Source organism: Bacteroides sp. AM23-12 (genome assembly GCF_003434395.1).
GTDB classification, from domain to species: Bacteria; Bacteroidota; Bacteroidia; order Bacteroidales; family Bacteroidaceae; genus Bacteroides; species Bacteroides thetaiotaomicron.
Window position 1 is genome coordinate 1 of sequence record NZ_QTLF01000048.1, and the last position, 24134, is coordinate 24134.

General features: G+C 46.3%; 26 protein-coding genes, 1 tRNA gene and 1 pseudogene. 14 read left to right on the forward strand and 14 right to left on the reverse strand.

The features are described 5' to 3' along the window. The 3 genes and pseudogenes from DW640_RS21660 to DW640_RS21670 all read left to right on the forward strand — a co-directional run. Positions 1-561: pseudogene (locus tag DW640_RS21660) on the forward strand (NADH:flavin oxidoreductase); the annotation flags it as partial. Next, positions 558-1409, forward strand: a complete 852-nt coding sequence (locus DW640_RS21665; RefSeq protein WP_048695468.1) for an SDR family oxidoreductase — start codon at positions 558-560, stop codon at positions 1407-1409. The pseudogene DW640_RS21660 and the gene DW640_RS21665, both read left to right, overlap by 4 nt. Before the next feature lie 58 nt (positions 1410-1467). Then, the gene (locus DW640_RS21670; protein WP_147326399.1) at positions 1468-1782 is read left to right on the forward strand and encodes a hypothetical protein; all 315 of its coding nucleotides are present in this window, start codon (positions 1468-1470) and stop codon (positions 1780-1782) included. An 89-nt stretch (positions 1783-1871) separates the two neighbouring features. On the opposite strand, the gene pfkA is transcribed toward DW640_RS21670, so the two are convergent. The 3 genes from pfkA to cmk form a co-directional block, all read right to left on the reverse strand. Then, positions 1872-2852 carry a 6-phosphofructokinase gene (gene pfkA, locus DW640_RS21675; RefSeq protein ID WP_008761048.1) on the reverse strand — a complete coding sequence of 327 codons (981 nt, stop codon included), beginning with the start codon at positions 2850-2852 and terminating at the stop codon, positions 1872-1874. A 128-nt stretch (positions 2853-2980) separates the two neighbouring features. Beyond that, complete coding sequence (locus DW640_RS21680) at positions 2981-3850, reverse strand: 4-hydroxy-3-methylbut-2-enyl diphosphate reductase (protein ID WP_008761049.1); 870 nt, start codon at positions 3848-3850, stop codon at positions 2981-2983. 18 nt (positions 3851-3868) lie between these two features. After that, the gene (gene cmk / locus DW640_RS21685; RefSeq protein ID WP_008761050.1) at positions 3869-4558 is read right to left on the reverse strand and encodes a (d)CMP kinase; all 690 of its coding nucleotides are present in this window, start codon (positions 4556-4558) and stop codon (positions 3869-3871) included. Positions 4559-4780: 222 nt separating this feature from the next. Between cmk and DW640_RS21690 the strand changes: the two genes are divergently transcribed. The 9 genes from DW640_RS21690 to DW640_RS21730 all read left to right on the forward strand — a co-directional run bounded on the left by DW640_RS21690 (position 4781) and on the right by DW640_RS21730 (position 10693). Next, the gene (locus DW640_RS21690) at positions 4781-5464 is read left to right on the forward strand and encodes an energy transducer TonB (RefSeq protein ID WP_008761051.1); all 684 of its coding nucleotides are present in this window, start codon (positions 4781-4783) and stop codon (positions 5462-5464) included. Between the two features lie 70 nt (positions 5465-5534). Continuing rightward, positions 5535-6509 carry a polyprenyl synthetase family protein gene (locus DW640_RS21695; RefSeq protein WP_117578937.1) on the forward strand — a complete coding sequence of 325 codons (975 nt, stop codon included), beginning with the start codon at positions 5535-5537 and terminating at the stop codon, positions 6507-6509. Positions 6510-6524: 15 nt separating this feature from the next. Next, positions 6525-7241 (forward strand): hypothetical protein, encoded by a 717-nt coding sequence (locus DW640_RS21700; protein ID WP_008761053.1) that lies wholly within the window; start codon positions 6525-6527, stop codon positions 7239-7241. Beyond that, the gene (locus tag DW640_RS21705; RefSeq protein ID WP_016269566.1) at positions 7235-8011 is read left to right on the forward strand and encodes a TatD family hydrolase; all 777 of its coding nucleotides are present in this window, start codon (positions 7235-7237) and stop codon (positions 8009-8011) included. Before DW640_RS21700 ends, DW640_RS21705 begins: the two co-directional genes overlap by 7 nt. Positions 8012-8131: 120 nt before the next feature. After that, positions 8132-8219: transfer RNA gene (locus DW640_RS21710), tRNA-Ser, on the forward strand. A gap of 75 nt (positions 8220-8294) precedes the next feature. After that, positions 8295-9098: a MotA/TolQ/ExbB proton channel family protein gene (locus DW640_RS21715; protein ID WP_008766463.1), complete on the forward strand. Its 804-nt coding sequence runs from the start codon at positions 8295-8297 to the stop codon at positions 9096-9098. Between the two features lie 6 nt (positions 9099-9104). Beyond that, entirely contained in the window at positions 9105-9590 is a 486-nt protein-coding gene (locus tag DW640_RS21720; protein ID WP_008761056.1) for a hypothetical protein, read from the forward strand. Positions 9591-9625: 35 nt separating this feature from the next. After that, positions 9626-10219: a biopolymer transporter ExbD gene (locus tag DW640_RS21725; protein ID WP_008761057.1), complete on the forward strand. Its 594-nt coding sequence runs from the start codon at positions 9626-9628 to the stop codon at positions 10217-10219. Positions 10220-10222: 3 nt separating this feature from the next. Next, positions 10223-10693, forward strand: coding sequence for a biopolymer transporter ExbD (locus DW640_RS21730; RefSeq protein WP_008761058.1), 471 nt, complete (start codon positions 10223-10225; stop codon positions 10691-10693). Positions 10694-10874: 181 nt separating this feature from the next. On the opposite strand, the gene DW640_RS21735 is transcribed toward DW640_RS21730, so the two are convergent. Further along, entirely contained in the window at positions 10875-11411 is a 537-nt protein-coding gene (locus DW640_RS21735; RefSeq protein WP_022470608.1) for a GNAT family N-acetyltransferase, read from the reverse strand. Positions 11412-11551: 140 nt separating this feature from the next. Then, positions 11552-12829: an IgA Peptidase M64 gene (locus DW640_RS21740; RefSeq protein ID WP_117578938.1), complete on the reverse strand. Its 1278-nt coding sequence runs from the start codon at positions 12827-12829 to the stop codon at positions 11552-11554. A 152-nt stretch (positions 12830-12981) separates the two neighbouring features. Between DW640_RS21740 and DW640_RS21745 the strand changes: the two genes are divergently transcribed. Then, positions 12982-13461, forward strand: coding sequence for an Lrp/AsnC family transcriptional regulator (locus DW640_RS21745; RefSeq protein WP_008761061.1), 480 nt, complete (start codon positions 12982-12984; stop codon positions 13459-13461). Positions 13462-13480: 19 nt separating this feature from the next. On the opposite strand, the gene DW640_RS21750 is transcribed toward DW640_RS21745, so the two are convergent. The 6 genes from DW640_RS21750 to DW640_RS21775 all read right to left on the reverse strand — a co-directional run bounded on the left by DW640_RS21750 (position 13481) and on the right by DW640_RS21775 (position 17957). Further along, positions 13481-13975 (reverse strand): dihydrofolate reductase, encoded by a 495-nt coding sequence (locus tag DW640_RS21750; protein ID WP_008761062.1) that lies wholly within the window; start codon positions 13973-13975, stop codon positions 13481-13483. A 4-nt stretch (positions 13976-13979) separates the two neighbouring features. Then, complete coding sequence (locus DW640_RS21755) at positions 13980-14774, reverse strand: thymidylate synthase (RefSeq protein ID WP_008761063.1); 795 nt, start codon at positions 14772-14774, stop codon at positions 13980-13982. Between the two features lie 37 nt (positions 14775-14811). After that, positions 14812-16083 carry a cardiolipin synthase gene (gene cls, locus DW640_RS21760; protein ID WP_016269570.1) on the reverse strand — a complete coding sequence of 424 codons (1272 nt, stop codon included), beginning with the start codon at positions 16081-16083 and terminating at the stop codon, positions 14812-14814. Between the two features lie 263 nt (positions 16084-16346). Further along, complete coding sequence (locus DW640_RS21765; RefSeq protein WP_008761065.1) at positions 16347-16676, reverse strand: DUF5056 domain-containing protein; 330 nt, start codon at positions 16674-16676, stop codon at positions 16347-16349. Beyond that, the gene (locus DW640_RS21770; RefSeq protein WP_008761066.1) at positions 16660-17208 is read right to left on the reverse strand and encodes an RNA polymerase sigma factor; all 549 of its coding nucleotides are present in this window, start codon (positions 17206-17208) and stop codon (positions 16660-16662) included. Before DW640_RS21770 ends, DW640_RS21765 begins: the two co-directional genes overlap by 17 nt. Continuing rightward, a complete protein-coding gene (locus DW640_RS21775; RefSeq protein ID WP_061474308.1) occupies positions 17205-17957 on the reverse strand; it encodes a DUF6249 domain-containing protein in 753 nt (250 codons plus the stop codon). The genes DW640_RS21770 and DW640_RS21775 overlap by 4 nt, the downstream gene beginning before the upstream one ends. 108 nt (positions 17958-18065) lie before the next feature. Between DW640_RS21775 and DW640_RS21780 the strand changes: the two genes are divergently transcribed. Next, the gene (locus DW640_RS21780) at positions 18066-19544 is read left to right on the forward strand and encodes an rRNA cytosine-C5-methyltransferase (RefSeq protein ID WP_117578939.1); all 1479 of its coding nucleotides are present in this window, start codon (positions 18066-18068) and stop codon (positions 19542-19544) included. Positions 19545-19618: 74 nt separating this feature from the next. On the opposite strand, the gene DW640_RS21785 is transcribed toward DW640_RS21780, so the two are convergent. From DW640_RS21785 to DW640_RS21795, 3 genes are all read right to left on the reverse strand, one after another. Then, positions 19619-20443 (reverse strand): hypothetical protein, encoded by an 825-nt coding sequence (locus DW640_RS21785; protein ID WP_008761069.1) that lies wholly within the window; start codon positions 20441-20443, stop codon positions 19619-19621. Between the two features lie 82 nt (positions 20444-20525). Further along, positions 20526-21719, reverse strand: coding sequence for a TolC family protein (locus DW640_RS21790; protein WP_048694452.1), 1194 nt, complete (start codon positions 21717-21719; stop codon positions 20526-20528). A gap of 49 nt (positions 21720-21768) precedes the next feature. Next, a partial coding sequence (locus tag DW640_RS21795; protein WP_147326400.1) for an efflux RND transporter permease subunit occupies positions 21769-24134 on the reverse strand: 2366 nt, incomplete at its 5' end.

The following is a 24134-nucleotide window of genomic DNA, read 5'->3' on the forward strand; positions in this document are numbered from 1 at the left end:
GATGGCTTCAAAGGCGGCATGGAAACCGATGAAACCTTGCAAGTGGCCAAACGCCTGCTGGCATTGGGCGCGCACGCATTGGTACTGAGCGGAGGCTTCGTCAGCAAAGCCCCGATGTACGTCATGCGGGGAGCGATGCCGATTCGTTCGATGGCTTACTACATGGACTGCTGGTGGCTGAAATACGGGGTTCGGATGTTTGGAAAGTGGATGATTCCGACCGTTCCTTTCCGGGAAGCCTATTTCCTGGAGGATGCACTGAAATTTCGGGCGGCACTTCCGGAAGCTCCGTTGATTTATGTGGGCGGACTGGTGTCCCGTGAAAAGATAGATGAAGTATTGGATGCCGGCTTCGATGCCGTCCAGATGGCACGTGCGTTGCTCAACGAACCGGAGTTTGTCAACCGGATGAGGCGGGAAGAGCAGGCACGCTGTAACTGCGGGCACAGCAACTACTGCATCGGGCGCATGTACACTATTGAAATGGCCTGCCACCAACATTTGAAAGAAAAACTGCCTCCCTGCCTGCAACGGGAGATTGAAAAACTGGAAAAGCAATGAGTGAAGAGAAATGGGCAATCATCACCGGTGCCGACGGCGGCATGGGAACGGAAATAACCCGTGCCGTAGCCGAAGCCGGTTACCATATTATTATGGCTTGCTATCGTCCGTCCAAAGCGGAACCGATACGGCAGCGTCTAGTGAACGAGACAGGAAACGTAAACATGGAAGTCATGGCAGTCGATCTGTCTTCTATGGCATCGACAGCTTCTTTTGCCGATCGGATTGTGGAGCGTCATCTCCCCGTTTCCCTGCTGATGAATAACGCTGGAACGATGGAAACCGGACTTCACATCACCGACGACGGCTTTGAACGAACGGTCAGTGTGAACTATCTGGGGCCGTACCTGCTTACCCGGAAACTCCTTCCGGCATTGACACGCGGAGCCCGTATTGTAAACATGGTTTCTTGCACGTATGCGATCGGACACCTCGATTTTCCCGATTTCTTCCGGCAGGGAAGAAAGGGAAGTTTTTGGCGAATCCCTGTTTACAGCAATACAAAACTGGCTTTGATGCTGTTTACGATCGAACTTTCGGAACGCCTCCGTGAAAAAGGAATCACTGTCAATGCCGCCGATCCCGGCATTGTTTCTACCGACATCATCACTATGCACCAGTGGTTTGACCCTCTGACGGATATCTTTTTCCGCCCCTTTATCCGCACGCCGAAGAAAGGGGCTTCCACTGCCGTCGGCCTCTTGCTGGATGAGGCAGTGGCCGGAGTCAGCGGACAGCTTTATGCAGGCAATCGTAGGAAAGAGTTGTCGGACAACTACATTTATCATGTGCAGAAAGAACAGTTGTGGGAAATAACGGAGCAATTGCTGGCGCAGTGGTTCACATGATTTAATCATTTGGGTAATCGTACGTGCATCTGATCGTTATTCATTTGATGCAGTGCAAATGATGAATAAGAAAAAACGTGAAAAAACGACCATTCTTTCTTCTGCCGGAGAAGGAGAAAAAGAAATCACTTGGAATTCTGTGATCAATCCGAAAAAAACGGTTGTTGCCGTTTGTTCCTTTTATACGGATTTGAGCCAAATGTTAGTCAATAGTATCTTAAATGGGGTGACTAAAAAGTCGGTAGTATCTCCATTGGAGATACTACTGTTTGATTCATTCGTTTCATTCATTTTTCATTCGGATAGAGCAAAACAAGGGGGCGGACTGCCCGGAATCTGTGGCATGGATCATGGAATGGATGAATTGAAATAAGAACGGTGAACAATTGAAAAGCTCAATTCGTCCACCGTTCTTTATATTGCCTTTATAAAAATAAGCTTCTGTTCTGTTGGCAGTCTCTATTAAATAGAAAGCTCTTTCAATACATTGACCAGATCTCTCTTGACCGGCTTATCATTCTTGATAGCTTTGCTGAATGGTACATAAACGATTTCATCGTGCTCGATACCTATCATTACGTTGCGCTGGTCTTCCATGATAGCGTCGATGGCAGCGGCACCCAAACGGCTTGCCAGAATGCGGTCGTGAGCTGTAGGGCTTCCACCGCGCTGCAAGTGTCCTAAGATTGTCACACGCACATCGTATTGCGGGTATTCGTTTTTCACACGTTCCGCATAGTGCATGGCACCGCCTGTCAGTTCGCTTTCCGCTACCAGTACAATACTGCTATTCTTGGATTTACGGAATCCGTTCTTGATAAATTCTTCCAGTTGGTCGACTTCCGTGCTGAACTCCGGAATAATGGCTGCTTCGGCTCCCGAAGCAATGGCGCCGTTCAGAGCGAGGAATCCGGCATCACGCCCCATCACCTCTACAAAGAACAGACGTTCGTGTGAAGTGGCGGTGTCACGGATTTTATCTACTGCATCCAGAATGGTGTTCAATGCCGTATCGTATCCGATAGTGGTGTCTGTGCCGTAAAGGTCGTTGTCAATCGTTCCCGGAAGTCCGATACATGGAACATCGAATTCCTGTGCGAAGATTCGGGCGCCTGTCAGCGAACCGTCACCACCGATGATCACCAAAGCATCAATGCCTTCTCTTTTCATATTATCATAAGCCAGCTGGCGGCCTTCCGGTGTGGTGAACTCCTTACAGCGGGCTGTTTTCAGGATGGTTCCACCCAGTTGGATGATATTACTTACGTTCTGGCTCTTGAACTCTTTGATTTCGCCTGTCACCAGACCTTTGTATCCTCTATATATACCTTTTACTTGTAGTCCGTTGTAGATAGCTGCACGTGTTACTGCGCGGATGGCCGCATTCATTCCCGGAGCATCACCTCCCGAAGTCAAAATACCGATACATTTAACTGTTCCCATAACAATCTTTCATTAATTAGTTTGACGTGGCAAATGTACAACAAAAAGTTGAAAGCAGTGTTTCATAAGTTTTTTTTCGTGTGTCGAAACCATTAAAAATATTCAAATTGTCTTTTCTATCTTTCTTTTTAATCTTTTATCAATAGCTGGATATGGTCATGTATTTTTTCCATCAGCCATTTGGGGGTGGAAGTCGCTCCACATACGCCGATGGATTCCACATTCCGGAGTAAAGTGGGATCGATTTCTTTCTCATTATCAATCAGATGTGAGTTGGCGTTTACTTTCAGGCATTCTTCAAAAAGCATTTTTCCGTTCGAACTCTTCTTTCCGCTGACGAAGAAAATCAGATCATGCGTTGCCGCAAATTCCCTGAGATTGGGCATACGGTTAGCTACCTGCCGGCAGATTGTATCGTAATATTCGAAAGTGGCATCCGGTGAAATGTGGAGTTTGATGTATTCTACAATCTCCTGAAACTCGTCCAGAGACTTTGTGGTCTGTGAGAAAAGGCGGATGCTTTTAGTGAAATCCAGCTTTTTGGCTTCTTCCGCACTTTCGATGACAATGGCTTGACCGCCGGTCTGCCCTACCAGTCCCAGCACTTCTGCATGGCCGTTCTTGCCGTAGATCACAATTTGCTTTTCTTCAAAATCTTCCTTCCGGAACTCTTGTTTGATGCGCTTTTGAAGCCGCAGTACGACCGGACAGGTTGCGTCGATGATTTCGATATTATTCTTGTGGGCGATCTGGTAAGTCTCCGGTGGCTCTCCGTGTGCGCGAAGCAACACTTTGGCATTGCGCAATTGTCTGAACTCATCACGGTTGATCGTAATTAGTCCCATTGCCTTCAGCCTTTCTACCTCCCGGCTGTTGTGTACAATATCTCCCAGGCAATAGAGGGTTTCTCCTTTTGCCAGTTCTTCTTCCGCCTTGTGGATGGCTGTGACCACACCGAAGCAGAAGCCGGAACCTTCATCTATCTCTACTTTAATCATACACTCGATTTTTATCCTCTATTCCTTTACTACTTTTCCGAACTGTTCCGACAGCCATTCCTTCTGCTGTTCGATGCTCAGATTAGAATTGTCGAGCAGCAGAGCGTCATCTGCTTTGCGCAATGGACTCACTTCACGATGCTGGTCGATGTAATCCCGTTGCTTTACGTTCTCAAGAATTTCTTCGAAGCTGCCTTCCTGGCCTTTTGCTTTTAGTTCGTCAAAACGGCGTTGGGCACGAATCTCCGGTGTGGCCGTAACAAATATTTTCAGTTCCGCATCCGGGAAAACCGTGGTTCCGATGTCCCGTCCGTCCATCACAATCCCTTTTTCTTTACCCATGGCCTGTTGCTGTGCTACCATCGCTTCGCGTACAAAATCGAGTGCGCTGATAGGGCTGACTTTGGACGAAACCCCCATTGTACGAATTTTATTCTCTACGTTCACCCCGTTGAGGTAGGTGTCCGGACGTCCTGTCTCCGGATTTGGGCGGAAAGTAATCCGGATATCCCGGATTGCTTCTTTCAGCTTCTCCGTATCGATAACGTCTCCGTTAAATATCCCATTTTCAATACTATATAAGGTGACTGCGCGATACATTGCCCCACTATCTATATAAATGTATCCTACTTCGCGGGCGAGATCTTTGGCCATTGTACTTTTTCCGCAGGAGGAAAAACCGTCGATTGCGATTGTTATCTTTTTCATATTATCTGCTTCTTATATTTGTCCGCCAAAGATACGCTTATTTTGAAAATCAGCCATAAATTTGACTGTAAAAGCAACTGAATGAGTATGAAAGAATTAAAAAAGTTAAAAAGCCGGATAAAAAGATACGAAGAAACGGACGGTTATCTGAAAATGTAGTATATTTGCCCAGAGACACATAGGAAGACACTTTTTTTTATTAATCATTATATTAACAAAATTATGGAAGTTAAAAAATCACCCAAGGCAGACCTGGAAGGAAAGAAATCCACATGGCTGCTGATCGGTTACGTGGTGGTATTGGCTTTTATGTTCGTGGCGTTCGAATGGACCCAGCGTGACGTGAAAATCGATACAAGCCAGGCTGTAGCTGATGTTGTTTTTGAAGAGGAAATCATTCCTATTACCGAAACCCCTGAACAAGCGACTCCACCACCACCCGAGGCTCCGAAGGTGGCCGAATTGCTGGAAATTGTCGATGACCAGGCAGATATTGAAGAATCAACTACCATCCTTAATGAGGATAACACACCTAAAGTGGAAGTAAAATACGTACCGGTACAAGTAGTTGAGGAAGAGCCGGAAGAACAGACTATCTTCGAAGTTGTAGAAAATATGCCGGACTTCCCGGGTGGACAGGCAGCATTGATGCAGTATCTGGCTAAAAATATCAAATATCCGACTATCGCACAGGAAAATGGTACTCAAGGTCGTGTTATCGTACAGTTCGTTGTTAACAAAGACGGTAGTATCGTAGATGCAAAAGTTGTACGCAGTGTAGACCCGTATCTGGATAAAGAAGCTCTCCGTGTGATCAACACGATGCCGAAATGGAAACCAGGTATGCAGCGTGGTAAACCGGTTCGCGTTAAATTTACAGTTCCTGTAATGTTCAGATTGCAGTAATTTGTAACACTCATACATTTAAGAGGCTGCGAATGCAGCCTCTTTTTATTCATTAATCTTTGTTTTCATCATGTTTACAGCTTCTCAATTACTTGATAAAATAAACAACCACCTATCTGAAAATCAGATAACCCGGACTCCGGAAGGACTCTACGAACCAATCGAATACATCCTTTCTTTGGGGGGAAAGCGGATTCGTCCTGTATTGATGCTGATGGCATATAACTTGTATAAGGAAGATGTTTCGTCAATTTACGATCCTGCTACCGGTATCGAAGTTTATCATAATCATACATTGCTGCATGATGATTTGATGGATCGTTCGGATATGCGCAGAGGAAAGCCGACTGTGCATAAGGTTTGGAACGATAACACAGCTATTTTGTCGGGTGATACCATGCTGATACTGGCTTTCCGGTATGTAGCCGGTTGTGCGCCCGAGCATTTGAAAGAAGTCATTGATTTGTTTAGTCTGACTGCGTTGGAAATTTGTGAAGGGCAGCAGTTGGATATGGAATTTGAGTCGCGCAACGATGTGGCGGAGGACGAATATATTGAAATGATTCGTCTGAAAACGGCTGTATTGCTTGCCGCAAGTCTGAAGATCGGTGCGATTCTGGCAGGAGCGTCTGCTGTTGATGCGGAGAATCTTTATAATTTTGGTATGCAGATAGGGGTTGCATTCCAGTTACAGGATGATTTGCTGGATGTTTATGGCGATCCGGAAGTGTTCGGAAAGAAAATCGGTGGAGACATCCTTTGCAATAAGAAGACATATATGCTGATCAAAGCACTGGAACGTGCAAACGGAGAACAGCTGGAAGAACTGAACCGCTGGCTGAATGCAGACAACTGTCAGCCGGCAGAAAAGATAGCGGCAGTGACGGAAATCTATAATCAGTTGACTATCCGCAGCGTTTGTGAAAACAAAATGCGCGAATATTATACGCTGGCTATGGAAAGTCTTGAAGCTGTTGCGGTTGCCGAAGAGAAGAAGAAAGAACTTAAGAATTTAGTGAAATTACTGATGTATCGGGAAATGTAGTAAAGTTGGTGGGAAATGCCTTACAGACGATTGCCAAATACGGATCAAGCCAGAGTACGGGCGCTGAAAGCAGCGGTCGAGAAGGGTGACGTGTATAATGTGCGGGACTTGGCTATCTCACTGAAAACATTATTCGAAGCCCGTAATTTTCTGCTGAAGTTTGAAGCTGCGCAGATTTACTATACCCAATGTTATGACAACCAGTCGAGAGCCAGTCGCAAGCATCAGGCGAATGTGCGGATGGCACGGCTGTATATATCCCATTTTATTCAAGTGCTCAACCTCGCGGTGCTTCGCGATGAAATCAAACCGGTGCATAAAGAACTTTATGATCTTCCGGAAGCGAATGTGGTACCGGATTTATTAAGTGAAGCAGCTTTGGTAGAGTGGGGGAGAAAAATCATTGAAGGAGAGCAGCGGAGAACCTCTCAAGGGGGGATCCCCATTTATAACCCGACTATTGCGCGCGTAAAAGTGCATTATGATATTTTTCTGGATAGCTACGAACGTCAGAAAAATTACCAGTCTGCCACCAACCGGAGTCTGGATGAACTGGCTTCGATGCGTGACCGGGCGGATGAATTGATTCTGGATATCTGGAATCAGGTGGAAGCGAAGTTTCAGGAAGTGAATCCTAATGAAGCCCGGTTGGCAAAATGTCGTGACTATGGACTGGTATATTACTACCGTTCCAACGAAAAAGTAAAAGAAGAAAGCAAATTGTCATGTTAATAGATACTCATTCCCATCTTTTTTTGGAAGAATTTTCCGATGACCTGCCACAGGTGATGGAACGTGCACGTCAGGCAGGTGTTTCGCGTATTTACATGCCCAATATTGACAGTACGACGATTGAATCCATGCTGTCGGTTTGTGCGGATTATCCTGATTTCTGTTATCCGATGATCGGATTGCATCCTACCTCGGTGAACGAGTCATACCGGCAGGAACTGTCAATTGTCCGGGAGCGTCTGGAAGCACCCAATAATTTTGTAGCCATTGGCGAAATTGGGCTTGATTTGTATTGGGATAAAACCTTTCTGAACGAACAACTGTACGTTTTTGAGAAACAGATAGAATGGGCGCTCGAATATAAATTGCCCATCGTGGTTCATTCGCGGGAGGCATTCGACTATATATATAAGGTAATGGAGCCCTATAAAAACACTGCTTTGACCGGTATTTTTCATAGTTTCACCGGAAATGCCGAAGAAGCGGCCCGGTTGCTTGAATTTGGCGGTTTCATGTTGGGAATCAACGGAGTGGTCACATTTAAAAAGTCCTCACTGCCGGATACCTTGCTAACAGTGCCTTTGGAGCGGATTGTGCTCGAAACGGACTCACCGTATCTGACCCCGGCCCCCAATCGGGGGAAGAGGAATGAAAGTGCGAATGTGCATGATACGTTCCTGAAACTGGTAGAAATTTATCGGACCACCCCGGAGCACCTTTCACAAGCCACTTCCGAAAATGCGCTAAAAGTGTTCGGAATGGTCAAATAAGGTTCCAAAGGTTTTAAATTATATTAATTTGCAGTATTTATTTAAGATAAAAAAGGGATAATGCTTTAGGAAAAGAAAAAAAAGGATACATTTGTAGCTGAAAATGCGGAAAACTCATAAGGAGAGGTGCTCGAGTGGTTGAAGAGGCACGCCTGGAAAGCGTGTATACGCCAAAAGTGTATCCGGGGTTCGAATCCCCGTCTCTCCGCAGAACAAAAGTTGAAACGTGAAGTAAATACAATAAATAATAATCAATTAATTAATCTTAAAAATTAGACACACAATGAAAAAGTTATTTGCAATTGTTGCTGTGATTGGGGCCTTTACATTTGGCTCAATTCAACTTGCTCAGGCTCAAGACGCTCCTGCAGCAGAACAAACTGAACAACAAGCTGCTCCTGCTGCTGCTCAAGCTGCTCCGGCCGCTGCTCCTGCTGCAGAAGAAGGTGGTATTCACAAAGAAATCAAAGTTAAATTCATTGAAGGTACTGCATCTTTCATGAGTTTGGTTGCTATTGCTTTGGTAATCGGTTTGGCTTTCTGTATCGAACGTATCATCTATTTGAGCTTGGCTGAAATCAACACAAAAAAATTCATGGCATCTATCGAAGCTGCTTTGGAAAAAGGTGATGTTGAAGCTGCTAAAGACATCGCACGTAACACCAGAGGTCCTGTTGCTTCTATCTACTACCAGGGTTTGATGAGAATCGACCAAGGTATCGATGTAGTTGAGAAGTCAGTAGTATCTTACGGTGGTGTACAGGCTGGTTACCTTGAAAAAGGATGTTCTTGGATCACACTGTTTATCGCTATGGCTCCGTCACTCGGATTCTTGGGTACTGTAATCGGTATGGTGCAGGCATTTGATAAGATCCAGCAGGTAGGTGATATCTCTCCGACGGTTGTTGCAGGTGGTATGAAAGTTGCCTTGATTACAACTATTTTCGGTTTGATCGTTGCTTTGATTCTTCAGGTATTCTACAACTACGTACTTGCTAAGATTGAAGCTCTTACAAGCGAAATGGAAGACTCTTCTATCTCTTTGCTTGACATGGTAATCAAATATGATCTGAAATACAAAAAATAATTCGAAATGAGTAAGTTATCATATAAAGTATCGTATTACGCACTGTATGCGATGTTTGCCATCATCCTCATTGTCCTGGGGCTTTTCTACCTGGGTGGTGATGCTCAAGGAGCAGATGTCATTGCGGGAGTAGATCCTGAAATGTGGCAACCGGCAAACACAAATGCCTTACTGATGCTCATTTATGGGTTATTTGGTTTGGCTGTTGCTGCTACAGTAGTTGCTGCTGTATTCCAATTTGGAGCAGCTTTGAAAGATAGCCCTGCAAATGCAATTAAGTCATTGCTTGGTTTGGTTCTTTTGGTTGTTGTTTTAGTGATTGCTTGGGCTGCTGGTGATGGAACACCGATGAATATCCCAGGTTATGACGGTACTGACAACGTTCCTTTCTGGCTGAAATTAACTGATATGTTCCTTTATTCCATCTACATCCTGTTGTTTGTAACAATCGTTGCAATCATCGCAAGTGGCATAAAGAAAAAAATATCATAATCAATTGAGGATACTCAATTTAATAAGTAATTACAATGGCAAGAGGAAAAAGAAAAGTTCCTGATATTAACTCAAGTTCTACGGCGGATATCGCTTTCTTGTTGCTGATCTTCTTCTTGATTACAACATCAATGGATACGGACCGTGGTTTGGCAAGACTTTTGCCTCCACCACCCGAAGATCAAGATCAACAGAATACGGATAAGATCAAAGAACGTAACATTTTGCAGGTATACCTGAATAAGGATGATGCTTTGATGTGCGGTAATGATTATATCGGTGTTGAGCAACTAAGGGAAAAAGCTAAAGAATTTATTGCTAATGCCGGCAATGCAGAGCACATGCCTGAAAAGACACAGAAGAATGTGGAGTTTTTCGGTACGACTCTCGTTAACGACAAGCATGTAATTTCTTTGCAGAATGACCGTGGATCTTCTTATCAGGCATACATCAGCGTGCAGAACGAACTTGTTGCTGCATACAATGAATTGAGAGATGAACTGGCCCTTCAGAAATGGCAAAGACCTTATGCGGAATTGAACGACGAACAGCAAAAAGCAATTCGTGAAATCTATCCGCAGAGAATTTCTGAGGCAGAACCTAAAAAATACGGAGAAAAAAGGAAGTAAGTAATGGGAAAATTTAATAAAACTGGTAAACGTGAAATGCCGGCATTGAATACTTCTTCGTTGCCTGACCTTATCTTTACTTTGTTGTTCTTCTTTATGATTGTAACAACAATGCGCGAGGTAACATTAAAGGTACAGTTTACACTTCCGGTAGGTACTGAACTCGAAAAACTGGAGAAGAAATCGCTGGTAACATTCATTTATGTGGGTGAACCGACTCAGGAATATCGTGCGAAAATGGGTACTGAAAGTCGTATTCAGCTCAACGACAGCTATGCTGAAGTTGGCGAAGTACAAGACTTCATTTTCCAGGAACGTGCAAGTATGAATGAGGGTGACCAAGCTAAGATGACTGTGTCTCTGAAAGTAGACCAAAAGACTAAAATGGGTATTATCACAGACGTGAAGAATGCCCTTAGAAAATCTTACGCTTTGAAGATTAACTATTCTTCTACTAAACGTGGTGAGAAATAATTAGTTAATTTGATATATAGAGAAGGGCGTCCAAGCAATTGGACGCCCTTTCTTTTTAGCTTCTTTTTTAGCCTCTCTGTTTATTATTCTCCGGCAGAGGCAGACTTTATGTCTGAACTTCGTCTGCCGTATATGATCTAAAATCTATCTGAAGTATGTTTTTTACGATTCTTTTGTATCTTTATTCCTTGACTCCGTAAACGATTGTATGGAGTTTATGTCTTATGCCTTCATAATCCTTTTCTGCATCCAGGTTGCCGTGTACCATGAGATACATAGGCAGGAAATCGTCTCCTTCTTTATACGGCGGCTGGTAATAGTCTTTTTCCCACAGTGTAAATCCGTGCCGTTGGTAAAAGTTGATACGGCGTTTGGCCATCTCCTCTACCGGGCGTTCTACTTCCAGTACAATGGGGCGTTTCAGGAACTCACATAAATGCTCTAATGTGCGTTTTCCGTAGCCTCCGTTGCGCAATGCCGGATTGGTAGCGAAGTGTTCTACGTAATAGAATCCGTCGAAATCCCAATATGTAATAAAGCCAATGGGCAGGTCATCGTCAAAAATGATATTATTATGGAAGTTGCCTATCCGGTCTGTATATTCACGAAGATGTTCCAGTTCGCGATATTCTTCAGGTGGAAACGATTCGACGAGAAGCTCTTCCATAAATTTGTAATGTTGTACGTCCGATGTGGTGATCGGTTGAAATCTGATCATACGGTTTGGGTTTTAAGTTTGACAATATTGTTTTTGTTGTTGTACCGGATATTACTATACCAAATGTTATATCAAATGTGTATACTTTTATCGGGTGAATATATCAGTTATATGATACTATGAGATGTTACTGCCTTTAATTAAGGTACATAGAACTCAATAATCCGCTGGATAGCACGCTGGCATACCGGGCAGAACTCAGGATATTCGTTTGTTTTCATGCGACAATTGAATGCCGGCCGATAAATACCTTTGGCTGAGTAACCGCCGCCTTCATATACACCTACCGGATAGTTTTGATGTTGTGCTATAGGTGTGGGGACAGGCGTATTCGGTGCAAGCATATCTTCCCATTTCGAGGCAAAATTTACCCGTGTACTGATGTTCTGTTCCCACGGCTCTACATTCAGCGGATACGTGTCCGTCATTACATCGTCATCATAAAAATATTCATCCGCCAAGCCTCCGAAGCTATGTCCGAATTCATGGACCACTACAGGCTTGAACATCGGATGATGAGCGGTAGTCAGCGTATATGAGTTGTAAATTCCTCCGCCTCCGTACACATCCGTATTGGCAAGGATAATAATATGCTCATAAGGAATGCCGGCCAAAGCGTTGTGGATGGCCTTCACCCGACTTGTAGTCAGATAACGGTCCGAGTAAAAAGTATCGAAATGAGAATGAACAGCCGTATGTTTCCATTGATTTTCGCGGGGAACACTGACTCCGCTGTCAATCGACGGACTGGCTACAGCCACTACGTTGAACTTATTTTTCATCGACCGGAACGGTTCGTGTGAAAACAGGCTTTCGCAGGCTTTCTGTGCATCCTGATAGAATAAGTCCATTTCCTTTTCCGTGTAGCCTTCTGCCAGGATAGCGACATCTATGCACTCTTTTTCGTTACCGCTCTGAAGCATATACCGGTGTGGAGTGACGTGTGATGTTCCCCGTTTATGAATCAAGATATCGTCCGGACGGACAATGTGCTTGAAGCTGGTCATCACTTCCTTGCGGGGAGAGAACAGCACGATTTCTATCTCTGCCGGCTGTTTGGGGTAGGGAAGCAAGAATGTATTTTCGAAGCCTTTGGCTGTTTCCTTGGCTTCATCGGTGGACAGCCACTCCTGAAACAGAGAAGAAAAGGAAGTCTTGTAGATACACTGTCGGGTGGCGAGATCTCTGACGATAATCTGCCCATTGCCTTCGAGCGGAAGTTCGGACAAATGATGTTCACGACCTGCCCAGGAGGGAAGCTGAGATAGCTCGTCCAGATAGATCGCTTGCTGCTTATTGTTTCCGGTGAAGATATAATCCACCCGTAACGTCTTATTCTGAAAATAATCTGCAAAGTTTTGCGCATAACTTCCTGCCGAAATCAGGAAAAAAAGAAGAATACTGCAAATTTGTTTCATATAAATAGTATATTTATGTTTTTTACAAAGGTACAAACTATTGTTGACTTATTCGATATTTGCAAATAAAAGTAATAAATCATAGTATTTGTTGCCGAAAAATAGCTAACTTTGCATGAAAGATTCATTGATTAAAACAATTTGATTCAAAAATGGGACATCATCAATTAGATGCTTTAGATGAGCAAATTCTGAAATTAATAGCAGGGAACGCGCGTATTCCTTTTTTGGAAGTAGCAAGAGCGTGTAACGTTTCCGGGGCGGCTATCCACCAGCGCATTCAGAAGTTGACTAATCTGGGAATATTGAAAGGATCGGAATATGTGATCGATCCTGAGAAGATAGGATATGAAACTTGTGCTTATATTGGTATATATCTGAAAGATCCGGAATCCTTTGATTCGGTAACAAGAGCTTTGGAAGCTATTCCGGAAGTAGTAGAATGTCATTTCACTACTGGTAAATATGATATGTTTATCAAGATTTACGCTAAGAACAATCACCATTTGCTGAGTATCATACATGATAAATTGCAACCTCTGGGGTTGGCGCGTACGGAGACATTGATCTCTTTCCATGAAGCCATAAAGCGGCAGATGCCGATTATGGTCGACATTGAAGACGAAGATTAATCGTACAGAATAAAATAGCTTACTGTTTCACGTAATCTACAAAAGCATACGGGCAGAGATGTTTCTCATCCACAGGATGAGCTTCTCTGCTTTTTTCGTGCCATTGAGCCGGAGATACTTCCGGAAAGAAGGCGTCGGCTTCAGGAGCAACGTCGTTTATTTCCGTCAGACAAAGTTCGTCGGCAAGAGGAAGTGCCTGTCGGTAGACGCTTGCGCCACCTATTATATAGACGTGCTCATCTTCCTTGCAGCTTTGCAGGGCGACTTCCAGCGACGGGAAGACTTCCGCACCGGGACATACCGTATCCGGACGGGTGGATAATACAACGTTTCTGCGATTGGGCAGCGCACCTTTCGGCAGCGATTCGAAGGTTTTTCTTCCCATTATGATGGTGTTTCCGGTAGTCAATGCCTTGAAGCGTTTCAAGTCGTTGGGCAACCAGAAAAGCAGTTTATTCTGAAAGCCGATCGCCATTCGGCGGTCTACGGCAGCAATAATTGATATTTTACTCATGGTTTTATACCGCTACTATTCCGGCAATATGTGGATGCGGGTCGTAGTTCACCAGTTCGAAGTCTTCGAACTGGAAGTCATAGATACTCTTCACATCCGGATTAATTTTCATTTGAGGCAATGCGCGTGGTTCGCGGCTAAGCTGCAATTTGACTTGATCCAAGTGGTTCAGATAGATATGGGCATCGCCAAGTGTATGGATAAATTCACCCGCTTTCAGTCCTGTCACCTGCGCCATCATTTGTAGCAGCAGTGCATACGATGCGATATTGAACGGGACTCCGAGAAATATATCCGCGCTGCGCTGGTAAAGTTGCAGGCTCAGCCGGCCGTCTGCCACGTAAAACTGGAAGAAGGCATGGCAGGGAGGCAGATTCATATTCTTTAAATCGGCTACATTCCAGGCGCTGACAATGATACGTCGGGAGTCGGGATTGTGCTTGATCGTCTCTACCGCTTCGCTGATCTGGTCGATGAATCCGCCGTCGTAGTCGGGCCACGAACGCCACTGATAGCCATAGATATGACCTAAATCACCGTTTTCGTCCGCCCATTCGTTCCAGATGCGTACACCGTGTTCTTGCAGATATTTCGCGTTCGTATCACCTTGCAGAAACCAGAGTAACTCGTAGATGATTGATTTCAGATGCAGTTTTTTGGTGGTCAGACACGGGAAACCCTCGTCGAGGTTGAAACGCATCTGATGCCCGAACACACTGATCGTTCCGGTTCCTGTACGGTCACTTTTCTCAGTTCCTTCAGTTAATACGCGATTGAGTAAATCTAAATATTGTTTCATAGCGAATAATTTTCCAATAAGTTGGTGCGATGCAAAATTACAAAAATGGCGTGAATAAATTGGCAAACCATCCGACGAACTTCTTCCACGGTGAGCGCTTTTTCCAGAATTCTGGTGTCAGCTGCGTACAGTGCTCTATATCGTTCTGAAACATTTCGTTCAGTTCGCCTGTAATTTCCTTGTTGAAGATGAAAGCGTTCGTCTCGTAGTCGTATCGGAGGCTGCGGCTGTTCAGGTTTGCGGTGCCTACCGTGCAGAAAATATCGTCGACCATCATGATTTTGGAATGATGGAAACCGCCATTGTACATATAGACGGTGGCTCCCCTTTTCATCAGTTTGTGAAGTTTGTAGAGGGCGGCGTCCGGAGTAAACGGAATATCGGAGGCGGAAGAAACCATAATCGTGACATCCACACCCCGTTCGATGGTGCGTTGAAGCGCTTTGTTGATGGAGGATGTGGGCACAAAATACGGGTTGACAATGTGCACATTTTTCTGTGCCGAATAGATCGACATGGCATAAGCATGACTGAGCATACGGCTGTTTTTCTTCGGTGTGCGGTCTACGATGGCGACGACTATATTGGTGGTGTCCGACTGCTCCTTGTGCTTGGGGAAGTATGCTTCGCCGCCAATGTTTTGTTTAGTCTCCTTGTTCCATATGGTAAGAAATATTTCTTGCAGGTCATTGACGGCATCGCCTTCTATTCTCATGTGCATATCACGCCATGTGCCGATTTTAGGGAGTCCGTTGATGTAGTAGTCGGCGATGTTCATTCCTCCCGTATAGGCGACTTCGCCGTCGATGACGGCTATTTTGCGGTGATCACGGTGTGCCGCATGATTGATGTAGGGAAAGGTGAACGGGTCGAACTTGACAATCTCGATTCCCTGCTCCCGTATTTTTTTGAGATGTCTCTTCTTGAGCGGTTTATTGTTCGACCAGTTGCCGAACGCATCAAACATGGCCCGTACTTCCACGCCTTCTTTCACCTTTTCGGCCAGCAGATCGAAAAGCGCATTGGCTATAGAGTCATTGCGGAAATTGAAGTATTCCAGATGAATGTGGTGTTTGGCGTCGCGGATGGCGCTGAATAAATCAATGAATTTTTCTCGTCCGCTTTTCAGTAACCTGACCTTGTTATTGTCGGATATAGGAATCCCTGACTCCGATAAGAAACGTAATACAAGGGAGTCACTTGTCAGAGCTATGGAGTCTCTGGAATGCGTCATCAAACTGTCGATGACATCTGCCTGAGCACGGAATAAAGACAGAAACAGAAATAAAAGAAATATACGTAGTTTCAAAACTCTTCTCGCTATTTTAGTTTACAAAGTAACAAAGATACAACATCTATGTTTGGAGCTATCGGGAGAGGAGGGCTAATTTATTATACTTTAACAGAAGAAATGAACAAGAATCTCTTGATCTGGGGAATTATATTCGTTCGATACATCTGATCTGCTGTGTTCCCTGCCGTTGTCACACTTGTGCCAACGGCTTGTCACTGCTGTGCCAGTGCGGTGTCACAACTGTGCCAAGCCCTTGGCACAGAGTGTGACAAGCATTGTTATGCCATTGATACTACTTTCCGTCCGGCCATGAACAGTAGGACGACCGTTGCAATGATGATTGATTTCGGATCGAGGCTGGTTGCGCCGTGGTTGATCATGCCGATGAGTACATCTTTCAGTGTTTCCCATACGGCTTCCAGTCCGCCCAGGGTGACGAAGAGCGTGGCTCCTACTGCCATTACGAATACAGTCCAGAGGCGTGCCAACCGGTTACTGCGGTCGGGCAAGTGGTGCATGACGCGGCGGCTGAATCCGTTGTCGGCTATTTCCCGCTTGTTTTCTGCGAAGAAATCTTTCAGAAGTTTATCATTATCTATTTCCGTCATAACCGTTTCTTTTTAAATACGTTGCTAATTTTTCTTTTCCACGCGACAGGTGGCTTTTCACCGTCCCTGCCGGTATTCCCGTTATTCCTGCAATCTTGTCGATGCTTACATCTTCCATGTAAAACAGCGTGATGCAGGTTCGTTCCACTTCCTTCAGCGATTTGAGTGACTGATAAACATCCATTGTCTGCCCTATGTTCGCTTGTTCGGTGCAGTTGACGGCGTCTACTTCCCTGGTATCCAGGTCTGCCATCTCCTTCCGGCTGCGAATATAATCATAAAAAATATTATAAGCAATACGGTATAGCCATGTGGAGAAACTCGACAAGTTACGGAACGAGGCCAGATTGGTATATGCCTTGATGAATGTATCCTGTGCCAAGTCGTCACTCAATTCGCTGTCACCGCAAGTCAGATGCAGGAAGAAGCGTCTGACAGGCGACTGGTATTTTTGTACCAACTGGTCGAAGGCCCTGGTGTTCTTGAACACCACGACCTGTGCGACTAGCGATATATCGTTGAGTTGGCTCATCTATTTTCTTCGTTCTTCTCTTCGTCGTTCTTCTCCGAGATGATGATGTCGTTGCTTCTGATGGCGGTTTCTCTGTTCTTGGTTTCCTCGTTGGCATGTTGCTTGTAGCCGATCAGCCATTGTCCCAGTCCCATAAACATGACGAGCAGTCCGATAGCGCCAATTCCGAATTCGCCGGTAATCGCCCAGAGGAATATGAAGAGCCCGATGCCTGTAAAGGTATTTTTGATTCCTTGTGTACGTTGGTCTGTCGATTTGTTCTCCCGTATGAATTCTTCCGGAAGAGGCTGACCGGCTGCGAGAGCCTGTTCGGCAAGACGGTAGCGTGCTTTCCGGTTCTTGTAGCGGAAGAAGAAGACTACAAATATGATGAATACCGGCATTCCGAATATGGCAATGATGCTGATGATGGCTACCAGAATACCTCCTCCAACTGCATCTCCGAAATTATTGAACGGGAAGTCATCGTCGTCAGAGCTGATGGTGAAGCTCGCTTTTCCGTGAGGGCCGCGCGAGGAGCTACTTACTTTGCCCGTATCTACACTTGTCGTGTCGGCGTCTTCGTCATCGATGCCGATCACAGTGACGGCCGTGTTGCCGACATTAACCTTGGCATCCTTGCCTTTCCCTTTCGTTACGGTCACTTTTACGTTTCCGGTAGAGTCGTTCACAATAGTCGTTTGTTTCTGGGCGTTTGCCAAAGAGAAAATGGTCATCATGACCAGTAAAGCAATTAAAATCCGTTTCATATATTAATTCTTTTATTTGTTTCTTTGTCTGTTAGACGTAGTTCGTATGTCAGAAAGTTGCAAAGAGACGAAATATTTTTGATATTTGCAGGAATTAATAAATGAAAAATGAATTTACCCGCTTCTTTTATCGACTATACCCGTGCCTTACTGGGCAATGAAGAATATGAAAAACTGGCTGCCGCCTTGCAGCAGGAGCCTCCCGTCAGCATTCGGATCAATAAATTGAGAATGAAGGAGGAAGGATTAAGTTCGCTGACAGACAGTTCTGCTCATTTTTCCTTCAACAAAGTTCCCTGGGCATCCGACGGCTACTATCTTGACGAGCGTCTGACTTTTACGTTCGACCCGTTGTTTCATGCCGGTTGCTACTATGTTCAGGAGGCTTCGTCCATGTTTGTGGAGCAGGTGCTGCGGCAGTATGTCGAGTCTCCGGTGGTGATGCTCGATCTTTGTGCGGCGCCCGGAGGAAAATCAACCCATGCGCGCAGCGTGCTTCCGGAAGGGAGTCTGCTGGTGGCGAATGAAGTGATTCGGAACCGTTCACAGGTGCTGGCGGAGAATCTGACGAAGTGGGGGCATCCGGATGTGGTGGTTACCAACAATGATCCGGCTGATTTCTCAGCACTTCCGTCTTTCTTCGATGTCATTCTGACCGATGTGCCTTGTTCGGGCGAGGGAATGTTTCGTAAAGACCCTGTGGCTGTGGAGGAATGGAGCCCGGAGAATGTAGAGATCTGCTGGCAGCGTCAGCGGCGGATTATTGCGGATATTTGGCCCTGTCTGAAACCGGGCGGCATATTAATATATAGTACGTGTACCTATAATAGCAAAGAAGATGAAGAGAACGTCTGCTGGATTCAGCAGGAATTCGGTGCGGAGCTCTTGCCTCTGGAGGTGCGGAACGAGTGGAATATAACAGGGAATTTACTCGATGGAGAGGATGAATCTCAGGGAAGTTTGTCTGTCTGTCATTTTCTTCCTCATAAGACAAAAGGCGAAGGATTCTTTCTGGCGGCACTTCGTAAACCGGATGCGGAAGATGAACCGGCAGCCTATTCATTCTCAAAAGCAAAGGCGTCCAAGAAAAAAGATAAGAAAGGCGGAGCGGCTGCTTCTCCCGTTTCCAAAGAACACATGGGGATGGCACTGAACTGGCTGAAGCAGGAAAATGTTGAAAAATACACCCTGTCTGCGGAAGGCGCGGGCATCGTCGCATTTCCGCAACGATATACCGATGAACTGGCTGCCATGAAACAGCATCTGAAAGTGATACAGGCAGGCGTTCTGACTGGTGAAGTGAAAGGGAGAGATTTGATTCCCGCTCATGCGTTGGCAATGAGCGCTACGCTCTTGCGGCAGGATGCTTTTGATACGGAAGAGGTGAGTTATGAACAGGCTATCGCTTATTTACGAAAAGAGGCTATTACCTTGTCGGAAACAGCCCCTCGTGGTTATATCTTGCTTACTTACCGGAATATTCCTCTCGGATTTGTGAAGAATATAGGGAATCGTGCCAATAATCTTTATCCGCAGGAGTGGCGTATCCGCAGCGGGTATTTGCCGGAGGAGATACGTACGCTGTAAAGATTATTTCCGAAAGAAACGGACAACGGATAGAATGCTTATCTTGATAGCTCGGCTAATTTATCATCCATAATTTAGGGAAGTATTCCAGTGGGTATTTCCTTATAATTCAGAATGAAACCGACCTGTCTGCCTGTTCCCGGTTCTGCTCCTTCCGTTATTTCTTCCAGTGTGTAGGCCGGAGGCGGGGCAGGTGATGTCCGTGTTTCTCCAATGGGCGGCGTGCCCCAGTTCAGATGTAAGTTCTTGTCCAGCCGGTGAAGCAGGTACGTGTTTCCCCATACGGTGAAATGGTGTTCCGTAGCCGGTGAGGCATCCAATGAGAAAGTAAGGGTCAGTGTGGCTTTGTTCTCGTCCTCTTGCTTCAGTGCATAAGTTCCTTTGGTGATCAGTTCGAGTCCCGATGAAAAAGCGGTTCGTTGTCCTTGTTTGAAGAAATAAGCGTCACGGGCAGCGTTGCTGACAAGGAAAATGTCGTCAACACCCGGCAGTAGGTTCTCGTCCCCATTGGGACGCAGGGAGGACGAGCCGTGTATCAGATTGAGATCTTCGTAGTAGTCCACCACTTTAATGGGCAGAGTGAGCGTTTCCTGTGTGGCGTTGTCTGTCACTTTCAGATACGTGCTTCCGGTGAGAATTCCGGATATGTAAATCATTCGTCCGGCGGGAACTCCGCTCCAGCCGCTTTCGATTCCGGCACTTGCGATGCGGGGATTTCCGATTTCCAAAGAGTAGTCTCCGTTTCCGCTTTCGATTCCGAGGTAGCGTCTTCCTCCCATGGGCACTTCGTATTTGCTGTCGTAAAACCGCAGGGGGGCATCGGCATCGTCTTTACAGGCACTCCATAAAATAAGAATGCAAAACAAGATGGGGGTGTAAGAGAGGGTTTTAGTTTTCATAATAGTTTAGTGTTTTTTACAGTCCCCAAATGTAATGCATTCTTTTTATTTATTCAATAATCGGGCGAAATAAAGCGGGAATTTATAGCTTGCTCTTATAAATTCGTGCCATTGCCTTCTGATATTGATTCTCCAGTTGGAGGTAATTCTGATGACTTTGATAAATGACGGATACCTCGACAAAATACTCGATCATGCTGATCTGTCCGCCTGTCAGAGCCTGTTTCAGCAGTGCGAGGTCTTGTTGCGCCTGAAAAGTTTTCCTGTATTCCTCCATAGAGGTGTGCAGCGTTTTGGCCTCCCGGTAGAGCTGTGCCAGTTCGGATTCCACTTGCAGGGTGGCGTTGTCTTTCTGCAAGTCGATGTTCAGCGCTTGCGCTTTGGCTATTTTCACCTTGTTGCGGTTCTCGAAAAGCGGGAAGGAGAATCCCACTACTACTCCGTTGAAAGGCGTTCCCGTTTCGGTGTTCCGGCGGTAGCCGAGTTCCAGTTTCGGTAGCCATTGCGACTTGTTGACGGCGATCTGCTTGCGGGCAACGAGGCTTTCGTTGTTGAACGCCATTAACGTGCGGTCGGCGGAGAGCACTTCCGATTTCAGTATCTGATAGTCGGCAGGGAAAGGCGTCGCAGGATACGTGTTTTCTTCGAACACTACGGGGATATTGCCGTTTAACGTGTTCAGTTCCTGCAACTTATTGCGCAGTGCCGTTTCGTTCAGCGAAGTTTCCGTCTTGACATTCAGCAGTTCCAGATTGATTTTATTCGTTTCGAGAGCGTTCGCATCTCCGGTTTGGAGGCGCTTGGCGTACATTTTGGCAAGTTCTTCTGCGTTGCGCAGCCGTTCCTCCAAGATGTGTTTTTGCTGGCGCAGCATGATAATGTCCAGACACACTTCTTTGGCGAGCAACAATTTCTCTTGGCGGAAGACGTCCGCCTGACTGTCAAAAGCACCCGCTTTCAGACGATTCAGCTTGTTGCGGGTGGCATACAGGCTCGGAAAGTCGAAACTTTGCGACACCACAAGTTCGCCGATCGTTTCGTTTTTATCTTTCGCTCCCCAAAGGTGGGCGTATGATAATGTCGGGTCCGGCAGGTTATTGTCCGTTTTGGCTTCCAGCTTTTGCGAGGTGATGAGTTGGGCGTTTGCCTGCAACTCCTTATTGTTGGCTTCGATATTCTTCAAAACCTGTTCGATGCCGCTTTGGGCCTGCACTTCGCCCGTGAGGGCGAGAAGTGCGCAGCTTACCAAAGAGCCTATGATGATGATTCGTTTCATACTTTTTTTATTTGTTTCTATATACATAGTAGCTATATTTAACTGATAATTATGCTTGTTCCGCTGGTACGCCGCATGGAGAATTTGCTCCGGCGCTACGCTGGCGATGCATCATCAGATAAACAATCGGAACGATGAAACCGTTCAGGAAAGTAGATGTTAAAAGTCCGCCCAAAATCACTTTGGCCATCGGGCTTTGAATCTCGTTGCCCGGCAGATCACCGCCCAGAGCCAGCGGTATCAGTGCCAGCGCAGAGGAGAGAGCTGTCATCAGGATCGGATTCAGACGGTCGAGAGAGCCTTGTACCACGCTGTCGTATACGTTCAGTCCCTCCACTTGCTGCAAGTGGTTGTAGTGGCTGATGAGCAGCATACCGTTGCGGGTCGCGATACCGAACAGCGAGATGAAACCAATAATTGCCGGAATGCTTACTTCGCCGGTCGTGATGACAAGCGCAAAAACGCCGCCGATCAATGCCAGAGGCAGGTTCAGCAAGATCACGCCGGACTCCTTGACGCTGCGGAACTCGTGGTAAAGCAACAGGAAAATAATGACAATACTCATGAAAGATGTCAGCGCCAATACACGGCTGGCAGCCTGTTCGCTTTCGAATTGTCCGCCATACTCGATGTGGTAGCCTTCGGGCAACTGGATAGTGGCGTCTACCTGCTTCTGAATATCATTTACAACACTGCGCAGGTCACGGTCGGCAACGTTGGCGGAGATAACGATTTTCCGTTTTACATTTTCGCGGTTGATCGTGTTCGGTCCCATGGAGGAAACCACTTCCGCCACGTAGTTCAGAGGAACTTTGCGTCCATCGTTGGTGTCGACCATGAGGTTGCGGATTTTCTCCATTTCGTCGCGTGCGTCGTCCTTCACTTTGACGATGAGGTCGAAACTCTTGCCCTGCTCGTACACTTGCGAAATCACTTTTCCTGCCAGCGCCACATTCACGTATTCAGAAAACTCCGGCAGGGTGATGCCGAATTTCGCCAGCATTTCCCGTTTGGGCTGTATCTTCAGCTGCGGGCGTTCGATTTGTTGTTCCACGTTGAGGTCGGCAATTCCCGGAATGTCGCTGATAGCTCCCTTGATCTGGTTGCCCAGCGAGAACATCTTGTTCAGGTCGTCTCCGAAGAGTTTGATGGCGATATTTGCCTTCGTACCGGACAACATCGCGTCGATACGGTGGCTGATGGGCTGACCGATTTCGATGTTTGCTCCGGTGATCGTTCCGAGTTTCTCGCGCACTTCGGCGACGAGTTCGCTGCGCGGGCGGTCTTTCAGTTCAAACGGTGCCTCGATTTCCGAAACGTTTACGCCGAGCGCGTGTTCATCCAGTTCGGCACGTCCCGTTTTGCGGGCTACGGTTTGTATTTCGGGGATTGTCAGCAGCAATTCTTCGGCACGGTGTCCCATCTTGTTGCTTTCTTCCAGAGATATGCCCGGCAGCGAACTGATATTGATGGTGAACGAGCCTTCATTGAACGAAGGAAGGAAGCTGCGCCCGAGCGTAAAGAATACCCCTAGGGCGATCAGGAAAAGGACGATGGTGCTGCCGAGTGTCACCCGTTTGTGAGCCAGCACCCATGTCAGCGCCTTTTCGTAAATGCCTTTCATCCAGCGGGCTACGAAAGATTCTTTCAGTTCCTTGTTCGTCTTGTTGCTGCCCAGCAGGTAAGAGCAGAGCACCGGAGTCAGCGTGAGGGCAACGACCGTGGAAGCGAACAGCGCCACGATGAAAGCGATACCCAGCGGTACCAGCATACGTCCTTCCATTCCACTCAGGAAGAACAGCGGCACAAAGCTGACGACAATGATCAGCGTTGAATTAAGAATCGGCATTCGCACTTCCTTCGAAGCGTTGAATACCACTTCGAGCGTGCTGAGGCGTTCGGCTTCCGCTTTCAGACGGTTCTCCCGCAGTCGCTTGTATACATTTTCCACGTCGACGATGGCATCGTCGACCAGCGAACCGATGGCTATGGCCATACCTCCCAGACTCATCGTGTTGATAGTCAGCCCCATGTAGTGAAGCGTGAGGATGGAGACGAGTAGTGAAAGCGGCAGCGTGACAAGGGAAATCAGCGTAGTTCGCACATTGGCCAAAAACAGGAAAAGTACGATGACGACAAAGATTCCTCCTTCAAAAAGAGACTTTTTCACGTTGCCGATAGAGCTTTCGATAAAGCGGCTCTGGCGGAAAATATCCGTGGAGACTTTGACGTCCGCAGGCAAATTCTTCTGTAAGTCTTGCAGAGAGGCCTCCAATTTGTCCGTCAGTTCCAGCGTGCTGGTGGCGGGCTGTTTGGTGACGGTCATGAGTACGGCCGGTTTGCCACGCTCCGAGGCTGTGCCCAGTTTCGGGGCTTTGGGACCTATTTTCACGTCGGCGATGTCTTCCAGCGTCA